Origin of the sequence: Pontibacter burrus (assembly GCF_010686685.1) — a bacterium.
GTDB classification, from domain to species: Bacteria; Bacteroidota; Bacteroidia; order Cytophagales; family Hymenobacteraceae; genus Pontibacter; species Pontibacter burrus.
The window spans coordinates 256,296-269,370 of the sequence record NZ_JAAGWD010000002.1 but is presented as its reverse complement, the minus strand read 5'-3'; the positions used below and the strand labels follow the sequence as shown (position 1 = coordinate 269,370).

Below are 13,075 nucleotides of genomic sequence, written 5' to 3'. Positions count from 1 at the left end.
TGTTCATACACATGTGATTCTTTTCTGTACCACATAATTCATATGGAGAAACCACAGCAGCATGCACCCCTTGGACATATCTTGTCGTGTGAATGGATTATAAATTTGCAACAAGTACTTTATTCCTAATAATGTTAAATATAACTTACAAAAAGACGTATATTTGCAAATTATATTTAACATTATGACCAAAAAGAAAATAATAATATTACCTAAAACAAAGCGTATTCTAACTGAAATGGGTGAAAATATAAAACTCGCCCGATTGAGAAGAAAACTTAGTTCAGAACAAGTGGCAGAACGGGCAAATATCAGCCGACCAACCTTGGTAGCAATTGAAAAAGGCTCTCCAACTGTTAGCATTGGTTCTTATTTACTCGTGTTACAAGTGTTAGGCTTGGAAAAGGATTTGCTTTCAGTTGCAAAGGATGATCTATTAGGAAGAAAGTTACAGGATGCTGAGATCATCACTAGCGAGCGAGCTCCTAAAAGAATAGATAAGTAATGGCAAAGCAGGAAAATAAAAGGTCACTACTTGTATATGCCCACTGGCAAGGATTGAACGACCCCATGCTGATGGGAATGCTACATTCTGAAAGATTGAAGGGAAAGGAGATATTCTCTTTCGAATATGATAAAGACTGGCTAAAGAACGGCCCTTCACAGCTACTGGATCCGAACCTGAAAATGTATGCGGGTCTTCATTATTTAAATGAGGAACAGGAAAACTTCGGGATGTTTCTAGACTCTTCTCCGGACAGATGGGGCCGGATATTGATGCGCAGACGTGAGGCAGCAATGGCTAGAAAAGAAAGAAGGCCCGAACAGAAGCTGTTTGAAACAGATTATCTTTTAGGTGTTTTTGATGGCCACAGGATGGGTGCGCTCAGATTTAAATTAGCTGAAGATGGTCCATTTATGAGCAACAACAGAGAAATGGCCAGTCCTCCTTGGACCTCTCTTCGCGAGTTAGAACAGATCAGCTTACGATTAGAAGAAGATGACGTGATCGAGGATCCAGAATATCTAAAATGGCTGAGTATATTGGTGGCGCCAGGAGCATCGCTAGGTGGAGCCCGGCCAAAAGCAAGCATTGTAGATAAGGACGGAGGCTTATGGATAGCAAAATTCCCAAGTCGAAACGATCAAGAAGATATTGGAGGGTGGGAAATTGTCACCTATGAACTGGCCATTGCAGCCGGTATAGACATGGCCGAGTCCAAAGCTCAAAAATTCTCTTCTGACAACTACACATTTTTAACGAAGAGATTCGACCGAACAAGTAACGGGGAAAGAATACATTTTGCTTCGGCTATCACATTGTTAGGGTACAAAGACGGCCAGGACCATGAGGATGGGGCAAGCTATCTGGAAATGGTTGAATTCCTTATAGCAAATGGCGCAAACGTAGATCGAGATCTTGAGGAGCTCTGGCGCAGAATAGTCTTTCATATATGTGTTTCCAATACGGATGATCACCTTCGGAATCATGGATTTATGTTAACAGAGGGAGGTTGGGTACTGTCACCAGCATACGATATAAACCCAGTTGAAAATGGTAGCGGATTGAAATTAAACATATCTGATAATGACAATGCGCTGGACCTTGACCTTGCAATGGAAGTAAGCGAGTACTTTCGATTGACGGAAGAAAGAGCCAAAGAAGTTAAGGAAGAAGTAAAAGCTGCTGTCAGATGCTGGAGGGATATTGCAACCAAGTACGGGATCTCAAAAGCACAGCAGGAATTGAAAGCTCTCGCATTTCAGCGAGCAGAAGATGTTTAATTCGATTTTAATGAGACAGTTGGCTATTACTACTAAACAGAAAACCGGGGCTAAATAAGGTAGAGGCATTATTATTAGCGCCCGTAGTCATCCCTGATCAAGAGGTTTTAAACAAAATTCTAATAAACATTAGTATACACACAACAGATTTGTGTTACCTATTTTACCGATAGTATATCAAACCATAAACGAACATGGCTTGAAAAAATGTAAACTTATCGCAGTAAAGTGGGTGGCGGCGCCTGGCGCACCGAAACTCGAACCGTACCTGCTCCATAAAAAAGGCCATCACAGGGGATGGCCGGTAACAAATAAGTGGAACATCACGATGCCCACTTGATGGAACAGTCTATAGCTTTGGTGTTAGTAACCTCCGGACCTTTGTAACGCTTAAGGGCCTCAATGGCATACTCCACATACAATTTGTCGGCACTTCCTGCATTCCTGGCATTAAGAAAGGGGACCGTTAAAGACTGCGCATCCTTTTGGACAAGAGGATTGGAAGCCCAACATTATTAAACTGACATGACCCGAAAAGCTGACAATAAAGCAAAAGCGTGGGCGAAGACAGGCGTTCTCATCTCCTGGACCACGTTCTGGCTTTTCCTGTTACTTTCATCTGGCATCTTGCTATGGACGGGAATATGCTTCTACCTCTTCAACAAAAAGGTCAGCCTTTGGAAGTATGTGCTTTTATCTGCCTGGGTATTTGTACCGTCCTGCAGTTTTGTAACAGGCTCTTTCAATTACTTTACAGGTTCAGCCACACTCAAAGGAGTCGGTAGCCCCCAGTTATACCACGGCACAGACCGGGAAACCAGGGCAGCGGTCACCACATCCGGCTGCATCGCAGTAGGATGTGAGCCCTTTGTAAACAAGGGCAACAACGTGGCCGTTGCATTATGGACCACCCTATTTAGCTACCAGCGTGGCGCCTATGCCGGTGTTTACCCAACTGAGGCAGAAGCAAAAAAACTGCTCCAGACGGCAGACACCATAAGCGTCACGCGAGCCGGAAACTTCTTCCGCTTCCATGCAGGGGACCAGGAGGCAAAACTAGATTCACTCGATTTGTCTGCCTTCTATTACGAAGCTGCCCCGATCGACAAAGTCATCGGAAAGGTATTGAACGAAGAGTGTTTTCTCTTCCGGCCGACGGTGACTTCACCAGAATTTGACAAGATTGGTATATTCCTGCTGGATATTAAACTAAGAAGAGTTTTGGCCCATTACGCAGCCTATTAAATTAATATTTTACGCTCCAGTCACTCCCCGCACGGCAGCTTCTTGCTACTAAATTCCTGGAATATTCCCCGTAGGTGCTAGTTGTTCGCTGACGTAAAAGGGCAAGGTGATTTCACCAGATTTATAAGCTTAAATATTTAAAACATAGCAGGTACTCCGGCCGCCCCCTTCCTGTATGAACGCCCCCAGTTCCAGCAACTGCTGCAGATCCCTTGTTGCCGTTGCCTTGGAAGTCTTGGTGATCCCCATATACTTCCTGGCATTCATACCTCCCTCAAAACCCTCCGGCCCTGCGTCAAACATCCTTCTTACAGCCTTTGTCTGCCGTTCATTCAGCGCGTCCCTGAACTGGTCAAAGAACATCGATTTCTTCAGAATATAATCAATCAGGCTGATCGCCTGTTGCTGTGAGGTTAATATAACGCTAACAAAGTATATAACCCAGGAGGTGATGTCGTTATTTTTCTGGGCCTGCTCCAGGGCGTTGTAATACGCCTGCTTGTCTGCCTCTATGGTCCTAGAAAGGCTCAGCAACACCGGCCGGCCTAAGGTTTGCGACAAAGCTTTTTCTGCAATGGCACGCCCGATCCTGCCATTGCCATCCTCAAACGGGTGCAGAGTCTCGAAATACAAATGTGCCACTGCCGACCTCACCGGGCCTTTCCTGATCTCCTTGTCTCCTCCCGGCGCTGTCTGGTTGAACCATTGGATAAACCTGCTCATTTCATCCGGTATACGGGCAGAGGGAGGTGCCTCAAAATGCACCTTTTCTTTGCCGAGCGCACCTGAGACAACCTGCATGGGTTCCTCATGGCTGCGCCACATGCCGACATGGATGCGTTTTTGTTCCTTTAAAAGCATCGTGTGCCATTGGAAGAGCTTTTCCACTGTCAATGCCCCCGCATAGGTTTTACGGGCATCGGCCATCAGTTCACCAGCCCCTTGCGCCATTTTGTCTTTTGTTGCTTCAGGGGTCTGGTTAAGGCCGAGGTTATTGCGAATAGACGAAACCACGTCCTGACGGCTGAGGTATTCGCCCTCGATTTCTGACGTTTTGATAGCCTCGGCCACCATCGTATCAAGCACAGCTTCCAACCGGACCGCTTCAGGCAAGGCTTTCAACATCCCTCCGACATGGCCCGCCAGCGCTGCGAACTCGAAAAGCATATCCTCTACTTTGCTTACATCATACCTGAATTCAGGCCAGTCGGGTTGTTGCCAATTGTAGATCATGAGCCGAATATAATATTTATTCGGCTCAAATACCAGAATACTTTGAGCCGAATAATAGATTTAATCGACTCACATAGATTTTAATTTACTAAGAAAAATACCTTAAAGTCCGGTATGGCGAACCTGCAACTGACCCATAAGATGAAAAAATGTTGAGCTACTAGATATGGTCCTGATGAACTACTTAATCCTGAGGAGCAATACGTATTATTCTATGGTAGTGAAGGGCTTTTATAACTCCTTTCTTGCTCATTAAAATAATTTAGCTAACATATTACTTTATTAATTACTACTTGGCTTAAAAGTAATTGCCACTATATGACTTACGACTGAATATAACACCAAAAGGCAACAGATGTACATTTTTCTTTCGCAACCCCTCCATGGCTTTGTGAAAGAGGATTAAATATTAAGTGAGAAATGCCCGGTAAGATATTGTTCAGTGATAGAGAATGTCAGCTCACATTCTGCCTACTACGCCTTATTTCATAAAAAGAGGTTCACACCTCTCCTCGCTCCAGCCATCCCAACCTTGCCGGCAACTCCGATTATTAAATTCCAGGTGGATTACACGTCGGTGCTTTTCGTTCAATGTTTTCGAAGAAGCGTGTAAGGTCAGCGGTTTCATCAGGTGCACGCCACCCTTCTGCACTTTGCAGCATTTGCTTTCGGAAGAATCCCTTAATTCAGCGATCTCTGCATCTGAAAGAATGTTAAAATGTGTTTTCGGTATCACCTTCAGAGCCCCATTCTTTTCGTCTGTGTTTTCCAGATGTATGCGCACAGTAAAGACACTCTGCAGGTACTCTAGCGGTGGCCGCACACTCACTAGTCCTGCTTTGTTGGTCCAGCCACTAAAGCCATTTACTTCTTTTTTCTCGACCACATTAATCGGCACATCCTGTTGCCAAGTCACATACCAGTTCGACTTTGGTGGCTTATCAAAGTAAATGGCTTTGGTCAGAAAATAGCCTTCCCCAAATCCTTCCCGGATGATCTTGCACAGGTTCTCGTTGAAGATATGCTGCTTTAGGTTAGGGATCTACTTTAGTAAACTCCTGATGGCAAACAGGTCATCGAGGTTGCGGAAGCGCTCCAGCGGAGCGTACAGCGTTTTGCGCAGGCCCGGAGTGTGGGAAACAGTTGCCTGGTGAGCCCTAAGCAATTGAGGAAACGGAGCGTTGGGTAAAGTCCGATCTTCTGCGCATCGGTAAATAATAGCAGCAGGGGCATCGGGACACCAAGCAGTACTTTCAGCAATAAGAGTTTCTGCAAGTGGTCAGGCTTATAGTTTAATTGGATCTTGATGATCTCTAGCAGCTGCTCTTTGGTGAGCTCGTTCCACCTCCCTGGTACTTTCAGTTCTAAAACTACCTTTTTAACCTTCTTCCGGAGATAAGGGAAAGGCCGGTGTTTAACTTCAAATTTTAAGCTGACTTCGTGCATTCGTGGCATTTGTTGCACGAAAATCATTAGTTATGTTGGTAATAAAAAAGCCAAAACACCATAATCTGTTAATTTAAATTTATTAAATAAATAATATTTAAAACATTTTTAGTTATATTTATGTATAAATTTTGTGTCACACATACCATTAAATTATCCCTAAAATTTATCTCACCTATGAAATTCTTTTTAAACTTAATTGCCATAGCTGCTATCACTTTTGGGATGGGCTGCAATGAAGGCGTAAATCCTGTTAAATCGGATCTAATATCTAATGGAAAACCTTCCAAGCAAAGGCTAAATATAGATAGTCTGGCCCAAGTAAAAGTAGATAGTTTACTCAGACTAAAGCTGGGTAATATTAAACTTGCTACAAGTTTTGAGAGGCCAGAGAGCAACAATATTTTTATTCCTGGTGATAATATGAAAGATGAGCTCTATGTGCTACCTGGGATGATAATGCAGATTAGAAGGACTAAAGGGGCATTTAAAATTGAAGAAACAGGATACTATGTAAGAAAGCCTAAAGTAGTACCTAAAATTGAAATTAAATTTGACAAACCGTTTTTCAGAAGATTTATTGATAAAAGCTTTTCATCTAATATTGAAACGATGAGTAGTGTGGCAGCGACCTTAAGTGCTAATGATCGTTCATTTATAGAATATAAAACTATACAGGTGAGTATTCTTAATCCTGATGAACTCGATATGGAGAAAGCTGACAGCATTATTTCTAAGCTAACTGCAAGAGGCGACACTACAATTTATGGATACTTTATAGTTAGGTCTGCTAACCTTAATTCTTTTAGCTACAATACCTTTACTAAGGTAACAGGTAATGTACAGGCCAATGGTTTAGCATTTCAATCTGGCTCTGATATTTTTGTAGAAAATGGATCCGAGCAAAATAATTTCGAAGTCGTGCTTAAAGGAATTTCTAGGGATGTAACATATCTTAAATTCAACAAAATTAAGCCTGCTACAATCAGTAGCAATAAATCAAATGATGGTGAAGTTGCAAATGCTATGGTGAGATTACCTGAATGGGTCGAATTTAAAACACCAGTTGAAATGTCAGTTGATAAGTAAAAAGGAAATATAATATAGCATCTATTTTCACCTAGAAATGGATGCTATATTTCTATAGTGTCACTACTTTACCGGTGTTAGCTCTTTCTGGCCATCCGCTATTCTCCTGGAAATACTCATGAGCTTTTATACTCTGCCAGTTTGCTGAACACGTCTTTCATTTCGAACAGTAAGCCTAGGCTGTTCTTCAGCTCAATGCTGTCTGTTTCTTCGGTATCGTGGTAGAGAGATACGAAGCGGATGGTGGCTTCCAGCCTTTCTTCTACCTGTGCCGGGCTATCGCGGCATACCTCGTTTAGGTACTGGAACAGCGGGCTGTATATTGATGTAGCGCTGACTGAAGGGGTTTAGCACCAGCTGCGGCTCTGATAGTTTATTGCTTGCATAGCGCGGCAGGTTAACGGAGGCAGATGGCTTTAAGGTCTTGGCAGGCAGGTACCACACCCCTACCGGGGCAAGTTTCTTTTAGCAGCTATTTGCATAACTTTGCGTCTCTATATTGTTTGACAATTATTTTGTTGAACGGGCCCGGATGCTCCAACATCCTCCGGGCTTTTTTATTTTACCAGCTTCGAGATGGTATCTTCCTGTGGTTGGCCTTCCATAAACTCAAACTGCATCTGGCGGTTGTTGGCCAGCAATTTCTTAAAGGTCAGGTCTTTAATTCCATTCAGCTTTTCGGATTCATACTTCAGGGAGTACTGCGTGTTGCGGAACTTGGAGCGCATCTCCTGCACCCTATCCAGTTGCTGCTGCATAGCGGCCTGCTTCTGCTCTAGGAACTAAGTGTGGTCAGAGAAGTTCTGGTACAGGATATCGTAGCAGAGCGACTTGTAGCGGCGCACCGCATTCTGCGTTTCCGGCTTCACGTTTTTTGGGTTGATAGAAAAGAGCCAACCGAAGGCATTCACTTGTAAGGGGTGCAGAGCATTTCCCACGACTTTCCATCAGCTCCAACCGAGGTGCTGAGCACCCCAATTGAACCCAAGATTTCATCATCCTGAATTTTCTGCCGCTGGGCTTTATCGTCAATCCCAAATGCTTCACAAATGGGCTTGATAGGCACCAGCTTTTGCCCATTCTCAATGACTAGTATTTCAACTTTGTTGATCTTGGCAACTATTTCGGTTTGAGCTTCCATATAATTTATAATTAGTTATAAATGGTTGTAAAATATTTATAATCTACAACCAATAACTAGGAGTTATTAAAAATATATTTTATAACTAACATTTATTATATTTGAGCTATGAAGAAATTGCAGATACAAATCTCGGCTGAAGCACACGCAGAATTGCTTAAAATACAACTTGAAAGAAAGGTAAATGGACAGCCTAGAACAACTATAGTTGAAATCGCAAGTGATGTTTTGCAAGACTGTTTAGCAGGCAAGAAGGCGGCACAAAAAGACAACCCTAATAAGTAAGATCGGGGCTTTATAAATATTATTTCACTTCAATTTTTAGCAAACTTAAAAGTCACGATGGATATTTTTTTAGAACACGGAATAGAAGACGTTAGAGCAGTAGACCCAAACAGAGATTACTGGTTTATCAGATCTTATGGCGGTGAACTCTTCGATACGTTTTTCAATAATAGTTTTGTTGGTTTAGGGCTGAATAATGTACCGTATAAGCTAATTCTTGATTCTGCTGATCCAAAGAAGGATGCATTTAAAGATCTTCAAAGGTTCATTGATAACAATACAGAGTATACCAAGGGTGAAGCCACAAAATGGGCAAACCAATTATTGAACTTTGAATACGGTGTTAAAATCAATGATATAGTAATTACACCCAGCCGAAATTCCGACATTTTAGCTATTGGCATAGTTGAGAGTAATACTTATTTAGATAAAAATCCTGGTGCGTTTAAATTTAACGGTAGGTACGAAGCTCTGCCAGAAAAGCGTAAGAAAGTAAATTGGATTAAAACCTTTAAGAAGGAAGTGTTGCAAGCAGAGATACGTGGTTTACTCTCTTCACATCAGGCAGTAACAAATGCAAGATCATATAGTGAGATAATTGAAGGTAATCTATCTAGCGTGTACATCAAGGGTGAGCGTATTTATTTGACGATTCAAATCAACCAGGATGAGGATATAAATGCATTTGAGCTTAATAGATTTTTAAGCAGCCTTACTTTCTTTTATGATGAATTTTGTAAGGAGAATGGTTTCAAAAATAATGAAGACCTTTATATAAAGATCAAGCTCCAGTCAAGAGGTAAAATGGCATTACAAGCTGGGGCGATTGGCGCAATCATGGGTATTGCTGGTCTTATGGTCTTATCTAACAACAATGAGTTATCTGTCGAAATAGAAAATGTGGGAAAAGTATCTGGAAAGGGCGATGGGTTTCTAGAATCTGTAAGCGATTTCTTAGACAGAAATCAAGAAAGGCAGATAAAGTACGAGATTTTTAAAGATAGTATGGAGCGTCTAAAAGTAAAGCCAATTGAAGAAACTACTATTCAGACTTCTACTCCTGTAGACACTACTTATCAGAAAAATAATTGATAAGCTAGTGTAGAAGCCTTGTTCAATAAAAGTGCAGATAGGATAAGAGTTAACACAATCAAGATTGCTACTAATGTAGAATCTCCTATTTTCTTATCCAGCTTAAGTACTGAGTAAGAAAGATAATAGAGAGGACTATAAATAATAGCCATTTCTATTAACAGTACACAAATGAAGAATATTACTAAAGCTGTTGTCATTTTTCTACAAAGGTAAAAACTTTACTCAATAGCTTACTAACATTTAAAATGTTAACCTTTTATACTATTAATTAGGCTTTTTGTTTGTTTATATAACAGATTTGTAGCTCCATTGTTTTGTAAAAGTTAGCATTTAATGGTTTAGTTTAATTACCATTTAGTAGGTATTTATAGTAAATAAAGATATTAAAACTCAAATCCGCAAATACTTAATTGCTTTGTAGATTATAATAATTAAAGCACCAATAAGCCAGAGCCACCAATAGCTCTGGCTTGTTGGTTCTACCTTCCCAACATCCTTTATCACAGTATTCCCAACATCATGCTGCTGGCCGGCTTTCTTACCAACATCCACATTACCTACATCCTTCTGCTTTATATCGGTATTGCCTATGTTTTTATACTTGGTCTTCCCCTTCTTCGGGCTTGGCTGAGTAAGCAGCACATGCGTATCTTTAATGGACGTAAGTTTAATTTTATACTTGGCCAGTTCGGTTTCGGCTTCAGGCGTAATGTGCAGGCTATCCAATGGCACAACAGTTTCCTGCAGTTGCAAGTGGCGGTTGCAGGAAAAAGGCACAGGGCCAGCAGCAGGTATAAAAGTGATCTCATAAGGTTTGGCTATAGTTGTTCGGTTATAGTTTCGGTTTGCTCCGGGTATGGCGCAACTGTAGTTTCTTTAAAAGCCTCAGGGCCATCTTCCTTCACTTTCTCGTACCTCTTCCAGAACTAGGCAGGCAGAAAGCCACGGCCTACCATGGCGGCATTCTCGTCTATGCTCAGGGCTTCGGCACCCAGCATCAAGAAGTAGATCAGCCCCTTAAAGTAAGGCACCACCTGGATCATGGCAGGGTTCGGCTGGCCATCCACTAAATGGTTGGAGAGCACATGCACCACCACAAAGCCTACAAAGTAGCACTAGAGCTTCTCGAATATGGAGTGCAGCTTAAAGGAGTAAACCCCGGATGTAGAAGTTTTCCAGGCAGCATACACGCCTGTCACGGTATCCACCATGATAAGCACCAGCAGGAAGTTGATCATCTGCCAGCCGTCGAACTCATAGGTGCTCCAGTACCCACCCTCCTCCCGCTTCCAATCGCAGGCAGCAAGCGGATAAAAAACGGCTCTGTTGGCTTCACCATCAGCTCTAAAGCTTCCTTCAACCTGATAATGCGCTTGCTTATCTGAAGCGAATTTCATCAGATGATAGGGGTAATAAAAAGACAGTAAAATTACGTTGTGGGGCTTAGTATAGAATTAATAATATATAGTATATTCGTTATGTGAGTTACGTTTGTACAGTAATTATGCAACATTTAATTAACCTATCAAAAATGAGACAATTAATACAAACCTTCGTGCTAGTAACCCTATTAACTTCTTGTGACCTGCTCATAAGCAAGGAAAGTAAAGCTATTGAAACCTGCAAATCAGCAAAGGTTCAACTTGACGCAACAAATATTTGGGGACAATTGAGTCTTTCTTTGGCAGGGTTGACTGCAGATGCAACTTGGCTTGACTTTGCAAATATGATAGCAAAGGAGGACTCGAATACAAAGTATGATTGGTCCTCTAAGAAGACAGAAGAAGAAGGTATCTATATAGTATCATTTGCTGACCAGAGTGGTTGGGGACACAAATGGGAAGTAACACTTGATCAACAAATAGTTAGACATATTAATGTCAATCCGTACTTAAGTAGAAAGTATGGTTTTTCTCGTCTAGATAATGACGGAAAATTTAAAATAACTGACATCACAATAGACACCTTGAAACTCGAAAGTAAAAAAAGCTACTATATGAGAGACAAATCTAAAGATATAGTCTATGTTATGAAGGGGAATGTTATCAATAATACTGATAAGACCTTAACTAGTGCTGAAATAGTAGGTAAACTACAAGTTATCTTTAAGGATAAAGCTCTTGAGAGTTCAAAAGACTGGGAATCAGGCTTTAAGAGACAGGTTACAAAATCAAAACCTTGGAAACCGCAAGAGAAATTAGCCTTCTATATTAAGACAAAAGATATTGAAGAAATTTACTTACAGTATGAACCTGAATATGTTTTCTTCAATGTTAATATTTCTGCTGAAGACCCAGTTGGCTTTACTTATGACAAAGCAATTGAAGAATACGACTTAAAAGATAAATGGCGTAGATTAAAAATCAGGAATTAATATAAAACCCACCTTAACAAGCAAATTCCTATTTTGTTATTCATAAGTTGATTAGCTGTAAGCAAAGAATGAACGGAAATGTCATTTTACATAACTTTACCAAAACCTTGTCATTTTTGCTATAGGTTACCTCTACATTTTAATCAACCATTGCCATCAGTTCGCAATCCCCTCTGCCTTTGGCAAGACACGTCCGTTACATTTAATAACCTCGGTAAAACCTAGTCTCAAAGTTTTTCACCAAAAACAGCGTTTCCAACCGGTACGCTGTTTTTTTGTGCCCTTATCCTTCTCCCCCAGGAACTCATGCGCCAGGTGGTACCTGGTCTGGTGCCGTGGCACTCTGCCCATGTTCACGATCTGCACAGTCCATCGGGCCTTGCTCAGACGCTCAGCAAACTGTTCGTTATAGGTAAGATCTGCGTCAGGCCTGCGGGCATTCCCCCACTCTGAGTCTTGGATAAAGATAAAGGTCTTATTCAGGTGGTGCTCATAATACTCGATGAACTGATCAGCCAGGCCGTTGATCAGTTTCGGGTGCTTTACTACATGACCTTCAGGAAGCGGTATTATGTCTGGTGCTGCTGCGCCAGGGATAGCACTGATGGAGCCCCAGTCCGCGGCACTACGTATGGGCATGGTGGTAATACAGTCACTATCCATCCTTGAGTCACGCTTTAATAGCTTTTTTAGGTTAAAGTCCAGGCCAATGATGTAGTCGTTGTTGTTGCAATCATTGGCATGGCTCTTCATGTTGAGCATCGGATTAATTATAAGGGCTTTTTTGTTGCCTCAGAGCCAACTATACAAACAGCATGTTATTGCCGGTTCGGGAGGAAATAAGCTTCTCCATCAACGCCAGGCAGTATACGGCCGTGGGATTCGGGAACCACTCGGGGGTTGCGAGTTGCGCAACGCCTGGTTCAAGGGCTCCTCATCCCCTAAGGAAGTCACCTTCATCGACCGCGGCACTAACACCATCTGCCTGCTGGAGGGTTCATGGATTTTTGTCCCTCCTGAAGCTCTGGCCTCACCTGAAGGATAACGCCAGCTTTCTGGTTCTTAACTCCCTCACCTAGTTGGGCAAGGGTCTGGAGGTGCTAGGCGGGCACAGGCAGGTGCTGCTGTTCCTAAACTATGACCCGGCCGAAAGGTGACCGAGCGGCTTCTACGCTCGGAGCTGAAATTCCAGGATGTCTCTGCCCTCTACTGTGGTTACAAAGACGTGAACGCATACCTGTTGTCGGGGCAGCGGCAGGCAAATCGCCACCGGCTACGCCTGTAAGGGCGCTGCCGGGGAATGCTCGTAGGTGCAGGGAGCAAGTTTGTGTTTTTGTCATACAAAAACCTCTTCCCTGCCCTGGGCCTCCCCTCCAACTCCC

General features: G+C 42.3%; 18 protein-coding genes. 8 read left to right on the top strand and 10 right to left on the bottom strand.

Annotated elements, in window-relative coordinates; genetic code table 11:
• Nucleotides 1-184 precede the first annotated feature (184 nt).
• The 3 genes from GXP69_RS05845 to GXP69_RS05835 all read left to right on the top strand — a co-directional run bounded on the left by GXP69_RS05845 (nucleotide 185) and on the right by GXP69_RS05835 (nucleotide 3,030).
• Nucleotides 185-505: a helix-turn-helix transcriptional regulator gene (locus tag GXP69_RS05845; protein ID WP_163913386.1), complete on the top strand. Its 321-nt coding sequence runs from the start codon at nucleotides 185-187 to the stop codon at nucleotides 503-505.
• Nucleotides 505-1,785, top strand: coding sequence for a type II toxin-antitoxin system HipA family toxin (locus tag GXP69_RS05840; RefSeq protein ID WP_204281930.1), 1,281 nt, complete (start codon nucleotides 505-507; stop codon nucleotides 1,783-1,785). The genes GXP69_RS05845 and GXP69_RS05840 overlap by 1 nt, the downstream gene beginning before the upstream one ends.
• Before the next feature lie 525 nt (nucleotides 1,786-2,310).
• Nucleotides 2,311-3,030 (top strand): hypothetical protein, encoded by a 720-nt coding sequence (locus tag GXP69_RS05835; protein ID WP_163913384.1) that lies wholly within the window; start codon nucleotides 2,311-2,313, stop codon nucleotides 3,028-3,030.
• A 129-nt stretch (nucleotides 3,031-3,159) separates the two neighbouring features.
• On the opposite strand, the gene GXP69_RS05830 is transcribed toward GXP69_RS05835, so the two are convergent.
• The 3 genes from GXP69_RS05830 to GXP69_RS05820 form a co-directional block, all read right to left on the bottom strand.
• Nucleotides 3,160-4,263, bottom strand: coding sequence for a Fic family protein (locus tag GXP69_RS05830; RefSeq protein WP_163913382.1), 1,104 nt, complete (start codon nucleotides 4,261-4,263; stop codon nucleotides 3,160-3,162).
• A 481-nt stretch (nucleotides 4,264-4,744) separates the two neighbouring features.
• The gene (locus GXP69_RS05825; protein ID WP_394367357.1) at nucleotides 4,745-5,179 is read right to left on the bottom strand and encodes a phytanoyl-CoA dioxygenase family protein; all 435 of its coding nucleotides are present in this window, start codon (nucleotides 5,177-5,179) and stop codon (nucleotides 4,745-4,747) included.
• 131 nt (nucleotides 5,180-5,310) lie between these two features.
• The gene (locus GXP69_RS05820) at nucleotides 5,311-5,736 is read right to left on the bottom strand and encodes a hypothetical protein (RefSeq protein ID WP_163913381.1); all 426 of its coding nucleotides are present in this window, start codon (nucleotides 5,734-5,736) and stop codon (nucleotides 5,311-5,313) included.
• A gap of 150 nt (nucleotides 5,737-5,886) precedes the next feature.
• Between GXP69_RS05820 and GXP69_RS05815 the strand changes: the two genes are divergently transcribed.
• A complete protein-coding gene (locus GXP69_RS05815; protein WP_163913379.1) occupies nucleotides 5,887-6,798 on the top strand; it encodes a hypothetical protein in 912 nt (303 codons plus the stop codon).
• Nucleotides 6,799-7,355: 557 nt separating this feature from the next.
• Here GXP69_RS05815 and GXP69_RS05810 read toward each other — a convergent pair.
• Genes GXP69_RS05810 through GXP69_RS05800 form a run of 3 tightly spaced genes read right to left on the bottom strand, consistent with a single transcriptional unit; the run spans nucleotide 7,356 to nucleotide 7,939 of the window.
• The gene (locus GXP69_RS05810) at nucleotides 7,356-7,556 is read right to left on the bottom strand and encodes a hypothetical protein (RefSeq protein WP_163913377.1); all 201 of its coding nucleotides are present in this window, start codon (nucleotides 7,554-7,556) and stop codon (nucleotides 7,356-7,358) included.
• Nucleotides 7,557-7,580: 24 nt separating this feature from the next.
• Complete coding sequence (locus GXP69_RS19140) at nucleotides 7,581-7,709, bottom strand: phage antirepressor N-terminal domain-containing protein (protein WP_163913375.1); 129 nt, start codon at nucleotides 7,707-7,709, stop codon at nucleotides 7,581-7,583.
• Nucleotides 7,706-7,939, bottom strand: coding sequence for a phage antirepressor N-terminal domain-containing protein (locus GXP69_RS05800; RefSeq protein ID WP_163913373.1), 234 nt, complete (start codon nucleotides 7,937-7,939; stop codon nucleotides 7,706-7,708). The genes GXP69_RS19140 and GXP69_RS05800 overlap by 4 nt, the downstream gene beginning before the upstream one ends.
• A gap of 108 nt (nucleotides 7,940-8,047) precedes the next feature.
• On the opposite strand from GXP69_RS05800, the gene GXP69_RS05795 reads away from it, so the two are divergent.
• Together GXP69_RS05795 and GXP69_RS05790 are read left to right on the top strand one after the other, a co-directional pair.
• Entirely contained in the window at nucleotides 8,048-8,224 is a 177-nt protein-coding gene (locus GXP69_RS05795) for a hypothetical protein (protein ID WP_163913371.1), read from the top strand.
• A gap of 57 nt (nucleotides 8,225-8,281) precedes the next feature.
• Complete coding sequence (locus GXP69_RS05790) at nucleotides 8,282-9,316, top strand: hypothetical protein (RefSeq protein WP_163913369.1); 1,035 nt, start codon at nucleotides 8,282-8,284, stop codon at nucleotides 9,314-9,316.
• A gap of 393 nt (nucleotides 9,317-9,709) precedes the next feature.
• Here the strand turns inward: GXP69_RS05790 and GXP69_RS05785 are convergent, their stop codons facing one another.
• The 3 genes from GXP69_RS05785 to GXP69_RS05775 form a co-directional block, all read right to left on the bottom strand.
• Nucleotides 9,710-10,096, bottom strand: a complete 387-nt coding sequence (locus tag GXP69_RS05785) for a hypothetical protein (RefSeq protein ID WP_163913367.1) — start codon at nucleotides 10,094-10,096, stop codon at nucleotides 9,710-9,712.
• Between the two features lie 149 nt (nucleotides 10,097-10,245).
• Complete coding sequence (locus GXP69_RS05780; RefSeq protein WP_163913365.1) at nucleotides 10,246-10,416, bottom strand: hypothetical protein; 171 nt, start codon at nucleotides 10,414-10,416, stop codon at nucleotides 10,246-10,248.
• A gap of 18 nt (nucleotides 10,417-10,434) precedes the next feature.
• Nucleotides 10,435-10,716 carry a phage holin family protein gene (locus GXP69_RS05775; protein WP_163913363.1) on the bottom strand — a complete coding sequence of 94 codons (282 nt, stop codon included), beginning with the start codon at nucleotides 10,714-10,716 and terminating at the stop codon, nucleotides 10,435-10,437.
• Nucleotides 10,717-10,850: 134 nt separating this feature from the next.
• On the opposite strand from GXP69_RS05775, the gene GXP69_RS05770 reads away from it, so the two are divergent.
• Nucleotides 10,851-11,693: a hypothetical protein gene (locus tag GXP69_RS05770; protein WP_163913361.1), complete on the top strand. Its 843-nt coding sequence runs from the start codon at nucleotides 10,851-10,853 to the stop codon at nucleotides 11,691-11,693.
• 237 nt (nucleotides 11,694-11,930) lie between these two features.
• Here the strand turns inward: GXP69_RS05770 and GXP69_RS05765 are convergent, their stop codons facing one another.
• A complete protein-coding gene (locus GXP69_RS05765) occupies nucleotides 11,931-12,455 on the bottom strand; it encodes a hypothetical protein (protein ID WP_163913359.1) in 525 nt (174 codons plus the stop codon).
• 391 nt (nucleotides 12,456-12,846) lie between these two features.
• Here GXP69_RS05765 and GXP69_RS19135 point away from each other — a divergent pair, with 391 nt between their 5' ends.
• The gene (locus GXP69_RS19135) at nucleotides 12,847-12,978 is read left to right on the top strand and encodes a hypothetical protein (RefSeq protein ID WP_262887405.1); all 132 of its coding nucleotides are present in this window, start codon (nucleotides 12,847-12,849) and stop codon (nucleotides 12,976-12,978) included.
• Nucleotides 12,979-13,075: the final 97 nt, after the last annotated feature.